At 34.9% G+C, this 20,096-nt stretch carries 16 protein-coding genes; 6 read left to right on the top strand and 10 right to left on the bottom strand.

Features of this window, described 5'->3' with window-relative positions; genetic code table 11:
• Positions 1-219 precede the first annotated feature (219 nt).
• Entirely contained in the window at positions 220-774 is a 555-nt protein-coding gene (locus AC6CHH_RS02865) for an NADPH-dependent FMN reductase (RefSeq protein WP_498279530.1), read from the top strand.
• Between the two features lie 11 nt (positions 775-785).
• Here the strand turns inward: AC6CHH_RS02865 and AC6CHH_RS02860 are convergent, their stop codons facing one another.
• Complete coding sequence (locus tag AC6CHH_RS02860) at positions 786-1,424, bottom strand: carbohydrate-binding family 9-like protein (protein WP_498279528.1); 639 nt, start codon at positions 1,422-1,424, stop codon at positions 786-788.
• A 1-nt stretch (position 1,425) separates the two neighbouring features.
• Entirely contained in the window at positions 1,426-2,541 is a 1,116-nt protein-coding gene (locus AC6CHH_RS02855; RefSeq protein ID WP_498279526.1) for a phosphotransferase enzyme family protein, read from the bottom strand.
• Positions 2,542-2,726: 185 nt separating this feature from the next.
• On the opposite strand from AC6CHH_RS02855, the gene AC6CHH_RS02850 reads away from it, so the two are divergent.
• On the top strand, positions 2,727-4,046 hold the full coding sequence (locus tag AC6CHH_RS02850; RefSeq protein ID WP_498279524.1) for a hemolysin family protein: 1,320 nt from the start codon (positions 2,727-2,729) through the stop codon (positions 4,044-4,046).
• Positions 4,047-4,177: 131 nt separating this feature from the next.
• Here AC6CHH_RS02850 and trxA read toward each other — a convergent pair whose 3' ends face one another.
• Together trxA and AC6CHH_RS02840 are read right to left on the bottom strand one after the other, a co-directional pair.
• Positions 4,178-4,474 carry a thioredoxin gene (trxA, locus tag AC6CHH_RS02845; RefSeq protein WP_498279522.1) on the bottom strand — a complete coding sequence of 99 codons (297 nt, stop codon included), beginning with the start codon at positions 4,472-4,474 and terminating at the stop codon, positions 4,178-4,180.
• Between the two features lie 2 nt (positions 4,475-4,476).
• Positions 4,477-5,334, bottom strand: coding sequence for a glycoside hydrolase family 25 protein (locus AC6CHH_RS02840; protein ID WP_498279520.1), 858 nt, complete (start codon positions 5,332-5,334; stop codon positions 4,477-4,479).
• Positions 5,335-5,573: 239 nt separating this feature from the next.
• Between AC6CHH_RS02840 and clpB the strand changes: the two genes are divergently transcribed.
• Positions 5,574-8,171: an ATP-dependent chaperone ClpB gene (clpB, locus tag AC6CHH_RS02835; protein ID WP_498279518.1), complete on the top strand. Its 2,598-nt coding sequence runs from the start codon at positions 5,574-5,576 to the stop codon at positions 8,169-8,171.
• 111 nt (positions 8,172-8,282) lie between these two features.
• Here clpB and lysA read toward each other — a convergent pair whose 3' ends face one another.
• The 4 genes from lysA to serC all read right to left on the bottom strand — a co-directional run bounded on the left by lysA (position 8,283) and on the right by serC (position 12,898).
• Positions 8,283-9,452 carry a diaminopimelate decarboxylase gene (gene lysA, locus AC6CHH_RS02830; protein ID WP_498279516.1) on the bottom strand — a complete coding sequence of 390 codons (1,170 nt, stop codon included), beginning with the start codon at positions 9,450-9,452 and terminating at the stop codon, positions 8,283-8,285.
• Positions 9,453-9,457: 5 nt separating this feature from the next.
• Complete coding sequence (locus AC6CHH_RS02825; protein ID WP_498279514.1) at positions 9,458-10,771, bottom strand: aspartate kinase; 1,314 nt, start codon at positions 10,769-10,771, stop codon at positions 9,458-9,460.
• A gap of 105 nt (positions 10,772-10,876) precedes the next feature.
• Positions 10,877-11,824: a D-2-hydroxyacid dehydrogenase gene (locus tag AC6CHH_RS02820; protein ID WP_498279512.1), complete on the bottom strand. Its 948-nt coding sequence runs from the start codon at positions 11,822-11,824 to the stop codon at positions 10,877-10,879.
• Between the two features lie 6 nt (positions 11,825-11,830).
• On the bottom strand, positions 11,831-12,898 hold the full coding sequence (gene serC / locus AC6CHH_RS02815) for a 3-phosphoserine/phosphohydroxythreonine transaminase (RefSeq protein WP_498279510.1): 1,068 nt from the start codon (positions 12,896-12,898) through the stop codon (positions 11,831-11,833).
• A 341-nt stretch (positions 12,899-13,239) separates the two neighbouring features.
• Here serC and gyrA point away from each other — a divergent pair, with 341 nt between their 5' ends.
• Genes gyrA through AC6CHH_RS02800 form a run of 3 tightly spaced genes read left to right on the top strand, consistent with a single transcriptional unit; the run spans position 13,240 to position 18,098 of the window.
• A complete protein-coding gene (gene gyrA, locus AC6CHH_RS02810; protein ID WP_498279508.1) occupies positions 13,240-15,807 on the top strand; it encodes a DNA gyrase subunit A in 2,568 nt (855 codons plus the stop codon).
• Positions 15,808-15,844: 37 nt separating this feature from the next.
• Entirely contained in the window at positions 15,845-16,903 is a 1,059-nt protein-coding gene (locus AC6CHH_RS02805; protein ID WP_498279506.1) for a tetratricopeptide repeat protein, read from the top strand.
• A 19-nt stretch (positions 16,904-16,922) separates the two neighbouring features.
• Positions 16,923-18,098, top strand: a complete 1,176-nt coding sequence (locus AC6CHH_RS02800) for a tetratricopeptide repeat protein (protein WP_498279504.1) — start codon at positions 16,923-16,925, stop codon at positions 18,096-18,098.
• 212 nt (positions 18,099-18,310) lie between these two features.
• Here AC6CHH_RS02800 and AC6CHH_RS02795 read toward each other — a convergent pair whose 3' ends face one another.
• On the bottom strand, positions 18,311-19,129 hold the full coding sequence (locus AC6CHH_RS02795; protein ID WP_498279502.1) for a ZIP family metal transporter: 819 nt from the start codon (positions 19,127-19,129) through the stop codon (positions 18,311-18,313).
• A 490-nt stretch (positions 19,130-19,619) separates the two neighbouring features.
• Positions 19,620-20,090: a Dps family protein gene (locus AC6CHH_RS02790; protein WP_498279500.1), complete on the bottom strand. Its 471-nt coding sequence runs from the start codon at positions 20,088-20,090 to the stop codon at positions 19,620-19,622.
• Positions 20,091-20,096: the final 6 nt, after the last annotated feature.

Genomic DNA, 20,096 nt, shown 5'->3' with positions numbered 1-20,096 from the left:
GAAAGAAGCTTTTAATAGCCTCATTAAAATTTAATTCAAAATACGAAAATTAAATCGATTTACTTTAATAAACAGTTCTATCCAACAATATTTCCTACTGTAAATTAGGGTGTTAAAATCTTTAAAAAAATATTGCCAATAAAACTTTTAAGCTGTTTGCTGAATTTAAATTCTAACAATTTATTTTAAAATTTGTTATACCTTAAAAAAGCAAGAATTATGACAAGTAAAAAAGTAGGGCTATTTGTAGGTAGTTTAAGGAAAGAATCATATAATAGAAAAATCGCTAATCACCTCTTAACTATTGCCCCAGATGATTATCAGTTCTCGATAATAGAGATTGGAGATCTTCCCTTATATAACGAAGATTTTGATAACGGGAATCCTCCGGCAAGCTACACTAAAATCAGGGAAGAGGTTAGTCAATTAGATGCCGTCTTATTTATCACACCTGAATATAATAGATCCATACCAGGTGTTTTAAAAAATGCGGTTGATGTAGTTTCAAGACCATATGGAAAGAATTATTGGAATGGGAAACCTGGAGGAATAATAAGTTCATCTATTGGTGCAATTAGTGGTTTTGGTGCGAATCATCATTTAAGACAGGCTTTAGTTTTTGTCAATGTACCAATAATGCCACAAATAGAGGCTTATTTGGGGAACGTAGCTGGCATTTTCAATGAACAAGGTGAATTAGTAGATAAAGATACACAAGGTTTTTTGAAGGAATATATTAGAGCGTTCAGAGAATGGACTGAAAGATTTATTTAATACCTGGTGTCTTAAATAAATCTTATTTCGCCAAAAAATTCTGGTAAATGGAAATTTGGGGATGGATAGTCAATTTTACTCCAGGAAATAAAATGTGGATTAGGCAATCCGTCCCCACATTTATAAAAATTTGCATGGGCCTTACTATCCTTTAAAGAATGCTCTCCCATTGAAAATAGCGTAGTCGGAATAACTAGTATTTCTTGCCACTTCTTGTGTCCATTAACCGATTTTATATTTGTAAAAGTCTGTACGCTCAAAATTTCGGCTGCTGAAAGTCTGGATCGATCTGACTTTCTTGCAGGACCATATCCGATTAAGCCAGTACCTAAGATGTTAAACTCTAAATTAAAATATGTCTTTCTCTCGTCAAAGGATATAAAGAATTCTACACAACTATCCTCCCAAACATTTTCATTTGGCCGGATATATTCACCCTTCACAAAATCTTCCTGAATAGAATAATGCAGGTATATATGTGATGCGTCATAACCCATTTGAAATTCTGCTTTTGGTGAATAAGGATACTCCTTATCCCATGTAGATTCTTGAATACTATTCCAATTCAAATCTGCCATAGCATTTGATAGAGTCCAATAATCTTTTTCACGCGTATTTAAAACGAGTTCACGAATCTCCAAAATCTTCATTTTAATTAGATGTTAGGTTCTCTTCCAAAATAGTTGTTAGTATTTCATGATTTATCTCTAATTCATTAACCAGTTTCAATTGCGATTTTGTTCTAATCAGATTATGCTCCGGATAACTAATTTTATAATACGTGTCACCATCTATATAATCCGTTAAAAAACGGACGGCCTGCATATATGGTAATAAATGCACAGCATAAATCAATGAGTCTATTTCCGCCTCTGTCAAAAAGTCTCTAGCCTCGGAAAGATAACCGGAGGTAAAAGATTGAAATAGAGGAATATTAAGGGTAATTTTTGAGGTGTCTTTTTCATCCTCTGCTGAAGAATTAATAATGGTACGAATCGCATCACCAAAATCATAGGCAACATATCCCGGCATAACTGTATCTAAATCAATAACGCACTGAACCTTATCATCCTTATCCAACAAAACATTATTGAATTTGGTGTCATTATGAGTTATCCTCAATGGAAGTACATTAGAACGACCTAATTCCAAAATTGTCCTCATTTTTTCTTCCCTTTGAAAAATGTAGTCTAGTAAATCTTTTACGTCTTTGACACGTCCAACAGAATCTTTTTGGATAGCAGCCTTTAAATTGTCTAATCGAAATTCAATATTGTGGAAATTGGGTAAAATTTCAACAATATTTTTTGGATCCAAATCACTCAATTGTTTTTGGAACTGACCAAATGCCATTCCTCCAGAAAATGCCTGGTCAGTGGTTTCCAATATATCGTAACTACGGGTTTCAGGGATATAGATAAACATTCTCCAATAATTTCCATTTGGATCTTGATAATAATTATCGCCTGTATATGTTTGTACTAAGGTCATTGTTCTCTTCATCACTTCGTTACGACCTAAATGCGCGATTTTTTGCTTGAGGTGATTACAAACAGTTTCAATATTCTTCATTAAACCCTCTACATCTGGAAAAATCAGATGATTTATCCGTTGCAGCAGGTATAAATTATTATCATTTGAATTGGTTGTGATTTTAAATGTATCGTTTATATGGCCCGATCCAAACGGTATTACATTTAGCACTTCTCCTTCTAATTTGAATTTTTTTGCCGATTGCAGGCTACTTTCAGTTTCTTTGGTTGACATCACTTCACTTTTCTATTCATAATCTCATGTATACAAATGCAATATCTATATATCCTATCAATAAATAAAATATTTTTTCAAATCAATCGGTTGCACGAGATTCAAGAATTAAATTCGACATAATTCGCGTAATTCTTTGGAAAATTTTGTAATTTGGAACATCTCTAAAGCGAATAGCCCAATATATGGTCACGGAAATTTTTATAATTCTCATCCTCATTATTATTAACGGAATCCTTTCTGCATCAGAAATTGCAATTGTCTCAAGTCGAAAAGCACGATTACAGTCTGCAAGTGAAAAAAATAATGGTGCTAAAGCTGCCTTAGAATTAAAAGAAAATCCAAATAATTTTCTATCTACCGTCCAAATCGGAATCACATTAATTGGTATTTTAACTGGTTTTTTTTCAGGAGGAACTATTTCAATATTTATTGAGGAACAATTAAATAAAATAGACCTATTAACCCCCTATTCATCGCAAATCTCTGTTATTTTAGTCGTATTAATTATTACCTATTTATCCTTGGTTATTGGAGAACTTGTTCCAAAACGAATTGGAATGGCAATTCCAGAAAAGTTTGCATCCTTTATTGCTGTTCCCATGTCAGTTTTAAGTGTGATCGTCAAACCTTTCGTTTGGTTACTTAGTAAGTCTACAGATTTTATAGTGCGATTATTTAATATCAAAATAAATCATAATGCTGTAACTGAGGAGGAGATTAAAGCCTTAGTAGACGAAGGGGTAGATAGTGGTGCTATTGAAGGATTTGAACATGATATGGTCGATAGGGTCTTGAGTCTGGGGGATAAGAAAGCAATAAATTTAATGATTCATAGAAGCAAGATTATCTACTTGGATATTCAAAGTTCTTTTGAAGAAAACAAAAAATTTATTCTTTCTGATGAACATACCGAATACCCAATCTGTAATGGCAATTTTGACCATGTAATTGGTTTAGTGCACATTAAGACCCTGTTTAAAGAATATCTCAGTAACAACGAGATGGATTTAAATAAATTAGTCCAGCCCATACCTTTTGTCAACGAAAATACAAATGCATATAATGTTTTACAGACTCTAAAAACGGCTAAGGTTTTACAGGCAGCAGTTGTGGATGAATATGGAAGTCCACAAGGTATAATCACGATGACCGACATTGTAGCTTCACTCGTTGGTGGATTTGAATCCGCTGAGAGTAAGGAGAAAAAGACCATTAGGAAACGGGAAGATGGCTCCTTTGTAATAGATGGTAGTTATCAGTTAGACGATTTTATGGACGTTTTTAAAATCGTTCTCTCGGAAGAGGATGAGGATGAAATAGGAAATTTAACTACTGTAGCTGGCTTAGTTTTTTTATTGCTGGACCATATTCCTGTAGAAGGTGATCAGGTTATCTATAAAAATATGAATTTTGAGGTTTTGGACATGGATGGACACCGTATTGATAAATTAATATTAAAGCTCTTGGATGATTCGCCTAATGAAACCTCGAATATTGATTAATTCGACTTTTTTATTCTAAGTAGTATAAGCAAAGGATTAACTTAGTGGGTAAACAGGTCCAAAATCGCTACCTCATCCGCATAACGCCTTTATTCGCTTTTTAAAACTGTCTCAGTCCGCTATCCTAATTGTTAAGCAAACTGTTTAATTATTTTAATCAAATCGTGTTTACTTTGTAAGCCACTCTGTCTCCAAACCTGATTCCCCTGTTTGTATAGAATCAGAGTAGGAACACCCTGGACATGAAATTTCGCTGCCACTGCTTGATTTTTATCTACGTCGATCTTTAAAACACTTAGTTCATCCCCCATCTCATCCTTTACCTCTTTAAGAATAGGTGCAAGCATTTGACAAGGTCCACACCAAGTGGCTGAAAAGTCCACCAGAACCATTGTATTTTTCTTTATGATTTCGTTAAATGATGCCATTATTATAATTTCTTATATGGAATACTTAATATTTCTAATTCTTCAATTTCACCATTAAATAAATTAAGATCGACCGGACCCTTTATCCCCTTAACAGTGCCTTTTTCGGAAAATTGCCAAAAGTTCCAATTTTTTTTGGGATTTTCAATCCAAAAGTTGTAATTGGCAATCCAAAGGGTATAATCGCTAAATTCATCTTTAAGGAAATCAGCAAAAAATTTATCTCCAGAATATAAAACAGGCCTCACCTTAAAATGTTTTTCTACCTGTACTAGCCATCTTTTTAATCCCATTTTTAGACTATCCATCGATTGATTTTTGGGCATTTCTTCTATATCCAATACTGGTGGAAGATCTCCGGGCTCAAGATGCACTACATCAATAAAATTTTGTGCTTGTTTAAGAGAATTTTCATTGGGTCTAAAATAATGATAAGCACCACGGAGCTTATTCTTTTCCTTTACTTTGTCCCAATTGTCTTTAAATTTACTATCCTTGCCGTCCTCTCCCATTGTTGCTCTGATAAAAATAAAATCAACTGGAAATTCTTCATTTATTGTTAATACTTCCTCCCAGAGGATATCACCTTGATATTGAGAAATATCTATACCAAAAACCTTGTCATTGTGTTTCCGCATCAATTCGATGTTACGAACATCGTATTTAGTCTGTTCATTATTTTGCATCGTTTCAGATTTAAACCATTTGATCATCAAATAAGAAAGCCCTGCCCTATGTTGCCAAGTGAAAATAAGAACTACAAAAACTGCAGGAATAGCAATGCTCCAAAATAGTAAATTTTGATTTATTTTATTATTTGGAGATTGTTTTTTTCTAGTTGTCCTGCTTGTTTTAGCCATTTTGGATGAAAATAGCTTATTTCTATTTGATAGCAAACAAAAAAGTAAAATTTATATGTAGGAGCTTCTTTACCCCTTTAAATTCTGTGAGGAAATCAAATCAGAATACGTTTAAGCAACAAGTTTTATGAATAATTGTCAGGTTTTTCATTCAACTCATGACAATACTTCAGGTAAATTTCCTAAAACAGGAAAGGCATTTAAATTGTTTACAGATTAATTGTATTAAAAACCAGTCTATGAATTTTAACAACTATACAATCAAAGCCCAGGAGGCAATTAATAAAGCATCAGAAATAGTAGCTGGAAACCAACAACAAGCAATAGAGCCCGCTCATATTCTGAAAGCATTATTATCAATCGATGAAAATATTATTGCTCATCTTTTAAAAAAATTAAATGTTAATATAGACTATGTCTCTACGGAAATTGATAAGCTAATAGAGGGATATCCCAAAGTAAGTGGAAGTGCACCATATTTGAGCAATAACTCAATATCAGTTTTACAGAAAGCACAGAATTACTTAAAAACTTTCAATGACGAGTTTATATCCATTGATCACCTTTTATTAGCTTTATTATCTTCCAACGATAAGACTGCCAGCATATTGAAAGATCAAGGCGTCAATGAGAAAGATCTATCTTTAGCAATTAAGGAGCTCCGGGGGAAAAATAGGGTAACAGATCAAAATGCAGAAGCAAGTTATAATGCCCTTAATAAATACGCTCGAAATCTAAATGATTACGCTGAATCAGGAAAATTGGACCCTGTTATTGGTCGTGATGAAGAAATTAGACGTGTCATGCAAATACTTTCTCGCAGAACCAAAAACAATCCAATTCTTGTGGGTGAACCGGGTGTTGGCAAGACAGCCATCGCGGAAGGCATTGCCTATAGAATAATCAAGGGTGATGCTCCAGAAAATCTAAAATCCAAAACAGTATTCTCTTTAGACATGGGCGCTTTAGTTGCTGGAGCAAAATATAAAGGTGAATTCGAAGAAAGACTAAAAGCAGTTGTCAAAGAGGTTACCGATAGTGATGGTGAAATTATACTTTTTATTGATGAAATTCATACACTCGTTGGTGCAGGTGGTGGTGAAGGAGCAATGGATGCTGCAAATATCTTAAAACCAGCATTAGCGCGAGGTGAATTAAGAGCAATTGGGGCAACTACTTTAAATGAGTATCAAAAATACTTTGAAAAGGACAAAGCTTTAGAACGGAGGTTTCAAAAAGTTCTAGTTGACGAACCTGACATCCAAGATGCAATTTCTATTTTACGCGGTTTAAAGGAACGTTATGAGACGCATCATAAAGTAAGGATTTTAGATGAGGCCATCATTGCTGCAGTAGAACTATCTCAGAGATACATTACAGATCGTTTCCTTCCAGATAAGGCGATTGACTTGATTGACGAGGCGGCCTCTAAGTTAAGATTAGAAATGGATTCAGTCCCACAAATAGTTGATGAGCTAGATCGTAAGATCATGCAATTAGAAATTGAAAGAGAAGCCATCAAGCGTGAAGATGATAAGAAAAAAATAACTGAACTATCTGAAAATATTGCAAATTTATCTAGTGATCGAGATTCTTTAAAAGCAGCTTGGCAAGCTGAAAAGTCTTTGGTTGATCAAGTTAATACAGAAATTCAAAATATAGAAAATTTCAAATTAGAAGCAGATCAAGCTGAACGCGCTGGAGATTATGGAAAAGTTGCTGAATTAAGGTATGGAAAAATAAAGGAATCACAGGATAAGGTTGAGAGTTTAAAAAAGGAACTTTCTGAGAAACAACAAAGTAGCCGAATGTTAAAAGAAGAGGTCACATCGGAAGACATTGCAGATGTGGTATCCCGTTGGACTGGCATACCGGTTAATAAAATGGTTCAATCAGAGATCGAAAAATTATTAAATTTAGAAGAGGAACTACATAAGCGCATTGCTGGCCAACAAGAAGCTATTGGAGCTGTCTCGGATGCTATCCGTCGCTCCAGAGCTGGTTTAAGTGACGCAAAACGACCAATCGGTTCCTTTATTTTCTTAGGCACAACTGGAGTTGGTAAAACAGAATTAGCGAAAGCTCTGGCTGAATTTCTTTTCGATGATGAACAAGCCTTGTTGAGAATAGATATGTCAGAATATCAAGAGAGGCATGCGGTTTCTCGTTTAATTGGGGCTCCTCCGGGATACATTGGGTATGAGGAGGGCGGACAACTCACCGAAGCAGTTCGTCGCAGACCTTATTCAGTGGTTTTATTAGATGAAATTGAAAAAGCGCATCCAGATGTTTTTAATATATTACTTCAAGTATTAGACGATGGGCATCTTACGGATAATAAGGGTCGTGTAGTTAATTTCAAAAACACAATTATAATCATGACCTCCAATACAGGGTCACATATCATTCAAGAAAATTTCTCAAAATTAAACGAGATGAACAGGGATGAAATTGTAGCGAAAACAAAGGATGAGGTGTTTGAAATATTGCAAAAATCAATTCGGCCTGAATTTTTAAATCGGATTGATGAAATTATCATGTTTACTCCTTTAAGTAGAGATGAGACTGCAGATATCGTGAAAATGCAATTTAATGCGGTAAGAAAACAATTGGCAGAACAAAATATTAATATTTCTGTATCAGAGGAAGCATTAGAATGGTTGGCTCAACTGGGATTTGATCCTGTATATGGAGCTAGACCGTTAAAAAGAGTAATTCAAAAGCGGATTTTAAATGAACTATCAAAAGAGATTCTTTTGGGTCACATAACTAAAGATTCAAAAATAAAAATTGATGTTTTTGATAGAAAATTTGTCTTCTTAAATCAGGACGTTTAAGCGAAAAAAGCAACTTATACAACAAAGTGCAAACGTACCGTTTGCACTTTGTTGTTATTTTTTTTTATGAATATTCTGAAAAGATTTCCAGAAATCAGCTGCTTGAACTATCTATTCCTTAATATTATCCGAAAAAACATACCTAATTTCCTCTCTCAAATTATATCTTGAAGCCATCACCTCACCATAGGCTCCAGCCGTTCGAATAGCAATTAAATCACCACGCTCAGAAACCGGCAAAGTAACTTCCTTTCCAAAACAATCAGAACTCTCACAAATAGGACCAACAACATCATAATTCAAAATTTCTGAATCTTGATTTGACCCCAATTTCTCAATTTTATGAAATGCCTGGTATAAAGCTGGACGCATTAACTCTGTCATTCCAGCATCGAGAATTAAGAAGTTCTTTTTTACACCGCTTTTTGTATAAAGTACCTTACTGATTAAAGAACCGCATTGAGCAACGAGTGCTCTTCCTAATTCAAAATGAACTTCTTGTTGAGCAGTACGTTCTAAAAATTTATCGAAAACCTCAAAATACTCTTCAAAGTCAGGCAAAGAATTCGTATCCGGCGCATGGTAATCAACGCCTAAACCACCACCAACATTAAGAACCTTAATTGTGTTTCCTCTTTCTTCAAACCAATTTTTCCATTCATTAACTTTTACACACAGGGATTTAAAAACATTCATGTCGGTTATTTGAGAACCAATGTGAAAATGCAATCCTAACAATTCAACATTTTCACAAGACCGAAGAACAGACGCTGCTTTTTCTAATTCAGAATTTGGAACTCCAAATTTATTTTCATCAAGTCCTGTCGTAATATAATGATGTGTATGAGCATCAACATTCGGATTAATCCTTAATGAAACCTGAGCCTTCACTCCTTCTTTTGAAGCAATTTCATTAATAACAATTAGTTCTTGAATTGACTCAACGTTAAAAGCAAAAATATGATGCTTTAAGGCTAGCAAAATTTCTTTGTCAGACTTCCCTACTCCTGCAAACGTAATTTGGGAAGCATCAAACCCTTTATCGATGGATTTTTGCACTTCGTTTCCACTAACGCAATCTGCACCAAATCCTTTGGACTGAACAAGTTCTAAGATACGTTCATTGAAATTTGCTTTTAGTGCATAATGAATATGAAATCCTCTTTTCTGAGCGGCTTTTTTTGCCTCATCTAATGTTTTATTTAATAACTCCAAATCATAAAAATAAAATGGAGTTTCGAATTTTTTTAGTTCGTTTAAATTAATTTGATTGATATTCATTTTTGCTAAAATAATCTATTGTGCAATGATCTAAGAGCTTCTGTTTTATGTTCAGAATCTAAAAGTATGGAAACATTATAATCCGACCCTCCGTAAGAAATCATCCTTAAAGGAAGATGCTTTACAGAATCCAATACTCGTGCTGCATATCCATTAGTACTGGCACCAAAATCTCCAACAATACAAATTATAGTTTGATTCCTATCTACACTTACGGTACCGAAATCTTCAACCTCGCGAATAATGTCATCTAAGTTTTTCGTGTCATCTATACTAAGAGAGACGGCAACTTCAGAAGTTGTAATCATATCGATTGGTGTTTTGTATCGTTCAAAAATTTCAAACACCTTTCTTAAAAAACCATAAGCCAAAAGCATCCGTGAGGAATGAATATGAATTGCCGTGATTTCATCCTTCGCCGCTACAGCACGAATCGTACCTTTTTGGGAACCATGTTGAGAGATTAAGGTTCCATGGGCGCTGGGATCCATTGTGTTTAATAACCTTACAGGAACATTGTAACGCTGAGCAGGAAATACGCTTTGCGGATGCAAAATCTTCGCTCCAAAATAAGCGAGCTCAGCTGCTTCATCAAAACTCAAGTTGGCGATTGGCGTTGTATTTTTTACAATTCGAGGATCGTTATTATGCATTCCATTTATATCAGTCCAAATTTGAATCTCTTGAGCTTGAATTGCAGCACCTATTAAGGACGCGGTGTAATCGGATCCTCCTCTTCTAAGGTTATCTATTTCACCAAAGGAATTTCGACAAATAAAACCTTGGGTTATAAATAGGCAATTATCAGGATATGCGGTCAAAATAGATTCTAACTTTTCTTTAATAAATGGAACAATCGGTTCGTTGTCCTCATCTATCTTCATAAAATCTAAAGCCGGTAATAAAACAGAGGTTATTCCTTTTTCTGATAGATATAAGTGCCACAAAGTGGTAGATAATAGTTCCCCTTGTGCCAAGATAATTTTATCCTCTGTCGGGGTGAATAAATCATTAGAAAATGAAGCAATTAGGTTAAAATGATAATCAATTAGCTCTTTTCCTTGTTTGATTCCCTCATCGGAACTAAATAAATCATTAATTAAATTATAGTACTTGTCCTTATGCTCAATGATCAATTGCTTGGCTTCATCCTTTTTACCATTTAAAAATGATTTACCTATTTCAACTAATGCATTTGTAGTACCAGCTACGGCTGAAAGTACAACAATTTGACGTTCTGTTGGGTTTACAATATCCAGTAAACCTTTGATGCGTTCTGCGCTTCCAACAGATGTTCCTCCGAACTTAAGAATTTTCATATCTACTATTAACTATATTTTAATGGGATAAATATATTACTAAAAAAAATGCGGCACAAATGCTATTTAAAGCTTCTGTGCCGCATATAAATGTATGCGGAAGATTTACTTCTTCAGATTTTCAATCAGCAGTTGAGCTAGTTCTTCTCCTATTCGCTCCTGCGCTTCATTTGTTGCAGCACCAATATGAGGCGTTAAAGAGATCTTAGGGTGTGTTAAAACTTCTGTCCTTGGAGTTGGTTCATTATCGAATACATCAATTCCAGCAAATGAAACTTTTCCTGAATTTAAGGCATCAACCAATGCCAATTCATCAATCACACCGCCACGTGATGCGTTTACTAAACCAACACCGTCCTTTAACAATTTGAATTCTTCAACACCAATCACTGGTTTATCAGTAAAAGGCACATGTAATGAAATAAAATCAGATTCACGGAAAATTGTCTCAATATTTACTTGCTCAACCGGTATTTCTACAACAATATCACCTGAAAAATTTAATGAAAGCGACTTAGGTCCTTCGAAAAGATCTGAATAAATAACCTTCATCCCTAAACCAAGTCCTATTTTGGCTGTTTCTCGACCAATACGACCAAAACCTACCACGCCTAATATTTTTCCCTGTAATTCTGAACCAGCAGCATAGGCCTTCTTTAAAGCTGCAAAATTACTGGTTCCTTCAATTGGCATTTTACGATTAGAATCATATAAAAATCGAACGCCATTTAACAAATGTGCAAACACTAATTCTGCAACTGAGTGAGATGATGCTGCAGGTGTATTGACTACAGCAATACCATTTGCTCGCGCATAATCAACATCAATATTATCCATTCCAACTCCTCCGCGACCGATCACTTTAATGTTAGGACAGACATCAATTAATTCTTTTCTAAGCTTAGTTGCGCTACGAACTGTTACAGCATCGTATGCGTTTAGTTTTGCTGCTAATTCTTCTTGTGGAATATGATTGGTGTCAACTGTGAAGCCAGCATCCTCTAATATTTTTTTTCCGATAGGATCAATCCCATCGTTAGCTAATATTTTCATGTTATTTTATTTATTCTTTTCTTCAAATTCTCTCATTGTATCAATTAAAGCGTTGATAGAAGAAATGGTTAAAGCATTGTAAATAGATGCGCGAAATCCACCGACTGAACGGTGACCTTTAATTCCGATTAAGTTACGTTGTTTTGCTAATTCTAAAAACTCAGCTTCTTGCTCTGCAGAATCCATGACAAAAGTAACATTCATACGCGAACGGTCTTCAATCTGAGCAGTTCCCTTGAAAAACGAATTACGTTCAATTTCATCATAAAGCGTTCTCGCTTTGATAATGTTTTCTTGTTCGATAACCTCAATTCCTCCTTTCGCTTTCAACCAACGCAAATTTAACATGGACACATAGATGGAAAAAACTGGTGGTGTATTGTACATTGAGTCCGCCTTAGCGTGGGCTTGATAATCAAATATTGTCGGAATTGTACGTCCAGAATGTCCAAGTAAATCATCTTTTACGATCACAAGTGTTACTCCTGCTGGTCCCATATTTTTTTGAGCACCGGCATAGATAAGACTGTAATCAGAAACATTAATTTGTCGACTTAATATATCAGATGACATATCTACTACGACAGGAACTGAAGTCTCTGGCTTATTAAAAACCTCGGTCCCGAAAATTGTATTGTTTGATGTATAATGAAAATAGCTTACATCTGTTGGAATTTGAAAATCCTTGGGGATATAATTGTAATTAGTATCACCCGAGGAAGCTACAACCTCAACATTACCTATCTTCTTTGCTTCTTTAATTGCTTTAGTTGACCAGGTACCAGTATCTAAATACGCAGCTCTACCATTTTCAGGTAAAATATTCATTGGAACCATTGCAAATTGCTGACTTGCCCCCCCTTGTAAGAATAATATAGAATACCCCGCAGGTACATTCAACAATTCACGAACGAGACGCTCAGTCTCAATCATAACTGCTTCAAATTCTTTAGAGCGGTGCGATATTTCCAAAATAGATAAACCTGTTCCGTTAAAATCTATAACCGCTCTTGAGGCTTCCTCGAAAACCTCTTTAGGCAAAATACATGGGCCTGCACCGAAATTATGTTTCATTATAACTATATAAGTTGTTAAAAATAAAGTGGTTAAAATCTAAACAACCGTTTGATCTAACTTTTTAATGCCCAAAGGTAAAATATTTTTAAAAAAATTTAAAATAAATTCCGAATTTGTTTAAAAATTTCCAAAGTAGGTCTATTTTTAATACGATTTTATCATCCCAATTCAAAAATCCTTTCTCACGATAAGTTTTAAAATGTACCCAACATTTTCAGGTATTTGCAATTATTTTTAATGATTCATTTAGTGTATTTTGAGCAAAAAAATATGTATCTTCGCCTGCTAGATGCCTTTTAAAGCATTGGCAATATTAGTTTGATCGAAACCAAAAAATAATGGCTGAAGAAACAGAAAACGAAAACAATTTAGTTCCTGCTGAAAACAGGATTATCCCCATTAACATTGAAGACCAAATGAAATCTGCTTACATCGATTATTCGATGTCGGTCATCGTTTCTCGTGCATTACCAGATGCTCGTGATGGTCTTAAACCAGTGCATCGTCGTGTATTATACGGCATGTTGGATCTAGGGGTTACAAGTGGAAAAGCTTACAAAAAATCTGCTCGTATTGTTGGGGATGTTCTAGGTAAATATCACCCACATGGTGATACTTCCGTTTATGACGCAATGGTTCGTATGGCCCAAAATTGGTCAATGCGCTATCCAATGGTTGATGGACAAGGAAACTATGGTTCAATCGACGGAGACCCACCTGCTGCAATGCGTTATACGGAAGCTCGTCTACGTAAGATAGCTGAAGAGATGTTGGGTGATATCCATAAAGATACCGTTGATTTCAAATTGAACTTTGACGATTCCTTACAGGAACCTACCGTATTGCCTACTCGAATTCCAAATTTATTGGTAAATGGTGCTTCAGGGATTGCCGTGGGTATGGCAACCAACATGGCTCCTCACAATTTAGGGGAGGTTCTCGATGGGACAATTGCTTATATTGGAAACCGCGATATTGAAATTAGCGAATTGATGACCCACATTAAGGGCCCCGATTTTCCTACTGCTGGATTAATCTATGGATTTAATGGCGTCAAAGAGGCTTTTGAGACCGGTCGTGGTAGAATTGTCATGCGGGCAAGGGCTGAAATCGAGACGACCAAAAATGGCCGTGAGATAATAATCGTTACTGAAATCCCTTACCAGGTGAACAAAGCAGATATGATCAAACGTACTGCAGATCTTGTTCAAGAGAAAAAGATAGAAGGAATTTCTGAAATTAGAGATGAATCATCAAAAGACATTCGCATTATTTATGAGATAAAAAGAGATGCCAATGCAAACGTGGTTTTAAATAATTTATACAAGCACACTGCTTTACAAACCTCCTTCTCTGTTAACAACATCGCCTTAGTAAAAGGGCGCCCAATGTTAATGAACCTAAAGGATATGATCCACGAGTTCGTTGAACACAGGCATGATGTTGTCATTAGAAGAACCAAGTTTGAATTATCAGAAGCTGAAAAAAGAGCACATATTTTAGAGGGTTATTTAATCGCCTTAGATCATCTTGATGAGGTTATTAAATTAATTCGAAATTCAGACACACCAGAAGATGCCAGAATTGGGTTAATTGATCGCTTTGGATTATCTGATATTCAAGCTCGTGCTATTCTTGATATGACCTTAAGGAGGTTAACAGGACTAGAACGTGATAAAATTAAGGATGAATATGCAGAGTTGATGAAAACTATTGAGTACTTAAAAGAAATACTTTCTTCTGAGGAACTCCGCATGAAGATAATCGTAGAAGAGCTTCAAGAAATAAAAGAAAAATTCGGTGATGAAAGACGGTCTCAAATCGTACATTCCGCAGAGGATATGCGAATGGAAGACTTTATCGATGATGAAGAGGTCGTAATTACTATTTCTCACAATAGCTATGTCAAACGTACACCTTTAACAGAATACCGAGTACAAGGTCGCGGTGGTAAGGGATCAATTGGATCTACTACACGAGATGAAGATTTTACAGAACACATTATTACAGCTTCGGCCCATAATTATTTATTATTATTTACAGAAGCTGGCCGTTGTTTCTGGTTAAGAGCATTTGAAATTCCGGAAGGAGGCAGAACCTCCAAAGGAAGAGCATTACAGAACATTATAAATGTCCCTAAAGAGGAAAAGATTAAAGCATTCATTAAGGTAACCAATCTGAAAGACCAGGAATACCTTGAGAATAATTTTATCATCATGTGTACGAAGAAGGGAACAATCAAAAAAACTTCATTAGAAGCTTATTCTCGTCCTAGAGCGAACGGTATAAATGCTATAAATATCAATGATGGTGATCAATTATTAGAAGCAACGCTAACGAATGGTGCTAGTGAAATAGTAATGGCACTTCGTTCGGGTCGCGCAATAAGATTCAATGAATCAAAAGTCAGACCAATGGGAAGAACTGCTACTGGTGTTCGTGGTATTACTCTTGCACATGAAAAGGATGAAGTGGTTGGCATGATTAGTGTTAATGATCAAGAGACAACTGTTTTAGTCGTTTCTGAAAAAGGTTTTGGTAAACGAACTGATATTGAAGATTACCGAGTTACTAACCGTGGCGGAAAAGGGGTAAAAACCATTAATGTTACGGAGAAAACAGGAGAATTAGTTGCTATCAAGGGAGTTACCGACGAAAACGACCTCATGATTATTAATAAATCGGGGATTGTAATTCGAATTTCGGTTGAAAACCTTCGGACCATGGGACGAGCAACTCAAGGTGTAAAGTTAATTACATTAAAAGGAAGTGATGCTATTGCTTCTATAACAAAAGTCGAAAAACAGGAAGAAATTGAAGAGATAGAAGAAATTGATATCGATACTTCTATTGACAATCAATCTGAAAATGATTCAACTGACACTGAAAATGAGGAAAAAGTATAATTTCATAATTGGATCCTTTGGATTTCTATTTATTTTCATGACAAATAGCGCATTTGGACAATCAGCCTATAAGGAGGCTAGTAATGCCTTTGCGCTCTATACACAAACTGGTGAAATAAAAAATTTAGATAACGCTAAAAATCAATTAGCTAAAATTTATAAAACTAAACGTGACTCCTCCAAGACAAAGGTTAATGTTTTGCGGGCGATGGTCATGAGTTCTTTAGCATATGCTGATTCCACAAGAAGTATAAAATTAGATAAAGACCCTATAGATCTAACAAGTGAAACAATTTCAATGATTGAAGAAAGAGATAGATCAGCATATGCAGGGGAATTAGACTATGTCAAGCAAAATTTAGCAGCTGCATTAATTTTTAGAGCTAACAAATTTTTAAAAGAACAAAAATTTGATCAGGCCTATCTAGATTTTAATAGAGTTGATCAGATGCAAGTAAATAGTGAGGATGTAACATACAATCTCGCCTTATTAGCTAGTAAAGCCGGAAAGTCAGAAGATGCTGTTAAACATTATTTACACATCAAGGAATCAGGAAAAATGACGCCTGTTCAATTTATAGAACTTGCTGATCTTTATAATAAATTACAGCAGAAACAAAACGTTCTAAATCTACTTCAGGAAGCTAAAACTAAATTTCCAGAAAACAAGGAAATATTGTTTTATTTAATAGAGAGTTATGCACAAAACAATTCATACGATGCGATTGTTCCAATTATCGATAAGGCTTTAAGCTTTGAGCCTGAGAATATTGAGCTTAATTATTTAGCTGGTTATGCAAATGAAAGTGTAAATAACATCGAGGTTTCTAAGAATTATTATGAAAAAGTTCTCCAATTAGATCCGAACAATTATGAATCCAACTTGGCATTGGGGCTAATTGGTCTGAATGAATTCTTAAAAGATGTAAATAATCAAGAGGCACAATACAATGCACAAAATTATCTCTTAAAGGCTAACGAAATTAAACCATATGAGATAAATGCATTAAAATCACTTGCTTTATTCTATGATAAAGTTGGAGACGCAACTCAACTAGATAGAGTAAACTTGTTGTTAAATCAACTTACTAATTAATCAAACAAATTAATACGACATGAATTTAAAAAGATCAGTTTTATTCGTAGGATTACTTTTTGCAACTAGCAGTACTGCCCTATTCGCACAGAATGGTAATGTAAAAAAAGCAAAGGCAAGTATCGTAAAATATGAAGAATTAAAAGCTGCTGGAACAGCAGAACTGGGTAAATCATATTTAGTGGAGGCTCAAACAGCAATTGACGAGGCAATCCTTCATGAGAAAACAAAAGACAACCCGGAAGCTTGGACTTATTATGCTCTTGTTTATTCAAATTTAGCAAATTTGAATAAAAGTGCGGATTTAGCAACCAAAGCAAAGGAAGGTATTCAAAAAGCAACTGAATTAGATACAGAAAAGAAAAACGCTGAAAATATTACAGTAGCGAGTCAAACTTTGGGTCAATTCAAATTTAATCAAGGGGTTGCTGCTTGGGACAAGCAAGATTTTGTGACCGCTTATAGCGAATTTTCAGATGCTTTGACCTATCTACCTGGGGATACTACGCTAACTTTCTATTCAGGATTGGCAGCAGTACAAAACAAAGATTATGATAATGCCATTGAGAAATACAAAGCGTTAATTCCAGTAAAAGAGTATTCAAGTCATAAAACTATTATGATTGATCTACCAAAACTGTATTTACAAAAAGGCGATACAACTTCTGCGATTACCGCTGCAGCTGAAGCTGCGGCTGCTTATCCAGAAGATAATAGCGCAGTCGTTCAAAATATTGAGCTGAATTTAATCACTGGAAATGAGGCAAAGATAGTTTCTGATATTGAGGCTCAACTCGCGAAAGATCCTAAAAATAAAAACTTACATTATTATTTGGGATTAGCTTATGGATCCATTGGTGAGACAGATAAATCACTGCAGTCTTACCAAAAAGCTTTGGAAATTGATCCAAATTATATAGAAGCGAATACGAACGCAGCCGTAGTTATTATGAATTCTGGTCGTGATGAATTGATGAAGCTTAATGAGAACAAATCAATCCCTACTGCTGACTATAATAAAAAAGTAGCTGAGCTGAAAACAAAGATTGCTCGTGCGTTACCTTATCTTAAAAAAACAACGGAAATAGACCCAAAAAACATAGAGGCTTTAAAGAATTTAAAGAACTACTATGATTTTGTTCAAGATGAGGCTTTGTCCGCAGAAACTCAAGCAAAAATTGAAGCGTTGAACTAGTTCTCAACCCATTCTATAATTTCAAACATAACAAAGGGGCAATGTATTAGACATTGCCCCTTTGTTATGTTTGGTATAAAACGGTAATGAAGCAAATATGTCCTTGCTTGCATTACCTGTAAGTTAGGTCTAGAAAACTAAATTTTGTATTGATACACTGAAATTATTAAGCCTCCTGTACGACTAAAATGAGCTATAGCTAAAAAACTAAATTATCCTAACGCCACATCTAATACCATCATTACGACAAACCCAAGAATGAATCCTAGAATGGGTATATCTGAATGTTCTTCTTGTTGTGTTTCAGGAATTACCTCTTCGATAACCACAAATAGCATCGCTCCTGCCGCAAATGCTAGAGCATAGGGTAATATTGGTAAAAAAAAACCAACCGCAAATGCACCTAAAACTGCGAAAATAGGTTCAACGACTGCAGATAATTGACCATATTGAAAACTTTTCCATTTAGATAATCCCATACGTCTTAGTGGCATAGAAACGGCAATACCTTCTGGAAAATTTTGTAATCCTATTCCCAAAGCCAAAAGTACAGCTCCTGCAACACTAGCCTCCGGTGCACCAGAAGCTACTGCGCCAAACAAAACCCCTACAGCTAATCCTTCAGGAATATTATGGAGCGCAATAGCAATCGTTAGTAAGGTAGTTCGATGTAATGATGATTTGGGACCTTCTGATTTAAGAAAATTCAAATGAAGGTGAGGCATTAATTTATCCAAACCAAAAATAAAAAGTGACCCAGTTATAAAACCAATTGCTGCAGGCATTACTTTGCTAAACCCCTCTCCTTCGCTCATCTCAATGGCAGGCGACAATAAAGACCAAAAACTTGCAGCGATCATCACTCCTCCAGTGAAACCCAGCATGCCATTAAGGAGTTTTTTGTTCACACCCTTAAACATAAAAACAAAGGAAGCCCCCAAAGCAGTGACTGCCCAAGTAAATAAGCCAGCATATAATGCAGCCAATATAGGATTTAAGGTTCCTAAATATTCTATTACTTGATCGATCATATATTACAATTTCTTTGAACGGACTGAAAGTAGTTAAACTTTCTAAATATTCCATAACATAATAGCTGATCTTAATAGATTTATTTTTTTTAATAAACGTTGAATACAAAATTTAGATAAAAATCATCATGGTAACGTTCAATCATCTGAAATATCCGGAGGGTAATAATAAAATTTATTCTTCAAATAAAAGTTTGTTGGATATTGATTCATTCAGGGCAAAGCGGATAACGTAAGTTTTAATGTGAATGTTTGTCTTAAATTCTGATCTTATTTCAGTTAGATTATTATTTTTGAAGCCCCATGGAGCTCAGTTCGATCCTCCTTCCTATTGTCCGATAAACAATTGGGGGTGGTATTAGGGTTAAAAATCTTATATTTCATCGCTAATAAAAGCGATAAACAGAATATATAGCTTATATTATTAAAAAAGGGAATATAATTTTTCCCTTTTTTAAGCGTGGAGTTATGATGCTAAACTCTAACTATTTTATTTTAAATGAGATCTAAGCATCCATGCCGTTTTCTCATGCTTCTCTAATATTGAAACTAAAAAATCTTCAGTACCAGCATCGTGATGTTCTTCAACAGTTTTAATCGCTTCTCGTATTGTGATTATAAGGCTTTCGAAATCATTTAACAACTCTTTAATATAGCCAAGGCTATCGTTTTTAGTCTGTTTAAGCTCAGTTAACTGAGTCAATTCCAAAAAACCTTTTAATGTACCAACTGCATAATGACCTATACTACGAACTCTTTCGGCTATTTCATCGATTAATTCAGCTAACTCCTCATAAATAGTTTCAAAAAACAAATGTTGTGCATGGAAGTCTGGTCCCTCGACATTCCAATGAGCATTTCTCACCTTAGTATACAATACATTTTCATCTGCCAATAGTTTATTCAATAAGGCGGCGACAACTTTAGTGTCATTTTCTTTTATTCCTATATTAATTTTCATGATATA

It is taken from the genome of Sphingobacterium sp. GQ94 (assembly GCF_059758715.1).
Note: the sequence above shows the minus strand (reverse complement) of the source record. Positions and strands in the feature narration are given on the sequence as shown.

Bases quoted from the DNA above. Each gene is read 5' to 3' on its own strand.
- AC6CHH_RS02860 (WP_498279528.1), bottom strand. From the start codon at position 1,424: ATGAAGATTTTGGAGATTCGTGAACTCGTTTTAAATACGCGTGAAAAA.
- AC6CHH_RS02790 (WP_498279500.1), bottom strand. From the start codon at position 20,090: ATGAAAATTAATATAGGAATAAAAGAAAATGACACTAAAGTTGTCGCC.
- AC6CHH_RS02850 (WP_498279524.1), top strand. From the start codon at position 2,727: ATGGTCACGGAAATTTTTATAATTCTCATCCTCATTATTATTAACGGA.
- trxA (WP_498279522.1), bottom strand. From the start codon at position 4,474: ATGGCATCATTTAACGAAATCATAAAGAAAAATACAATGGTTCTGGTG.
- clpB (WP_498279518.1), top strand. From the start codon at position 5,574: ATGAATTTTAACAACTATACAATCAAAGCCCAGGAGGCAATTAATAAA.
- lysA (WP_498279516.1), bottom strand. From the start codon at position 9,452: ATGAATATCAATCAAATTAATTTAAACGAACTAAAAAAATTCGAAACT.
- AC6CHH_RS02800 (WP_498279504.1), top strand. From the start codon at position 16,923: ATGAATTTAAAAAGATCAGTTTTATTCGTAGGATTACTTTTTGCAACT.
- AC6CHH_RS02855 (WP_498279526.1), bottom strand. From the start codon at position 2,541: ATGTCAACCAAAGAAACTGAAAGTAGCCTGCAATCGGCAAAAAAATTC.
- AC6CHH_RS02865 (WP_498279530.1), top strand. From the start codon at position 220: ATGACAAGTAAAAAAGTAGGGCTATTTGTAGGTAGTTTAAGGAAAGAA.
- serC (WP_498279510.1), bottom strand. From the start codon at position 12,898: ATGAAACATAATTTCGGTGCAGGCCCATGTATTTTGCCTAAAGAGGTT.
- gyrA (WP_498279508.1), top strand. From the start codon at position 13,240: ATGGCTGAAGAAACAGAAAACGAAAACAATTTAGTTCCTGCTGAAAAC.
- AC6CHH_RS02820 (WP_498279512.1), bottom strand. From the start codon at position 11,824: ATGAAAATATTAGCTAACGATGGGATTGATCCTATCGGAAAAAAAATA.
- AC6CHH_RS02795 (WP_498279502.1), bottom strand. From the start codon at position 19,129: ATGATCGATCAAGTAATAGAATATTTAGGAACCTTAAATCCTATATTG.
- AC6CHH_RS02825 (WP_498279514.1), bottom strand. From the start codon at position 10,771: ATGAAAATTCTTAAGTTCGGAGGAACATCTGTTGGAAGCGCAGAACGC.
- AC6CHH_RS02805 (WP_498279506.1), top strand. From the start codon at position 15,845: ATGACAAATAGCGCATTTGGACAATCAGCCTATAAGGAGGCTAGTAAT.
- AC6CHH_RS02840 (WP_498279520.1), bottom strand. From the start codon at position 5,334: ATGGCTAAAACAAGCAGGACAACTAGAAAAAAACAATCTCCAAATAAT.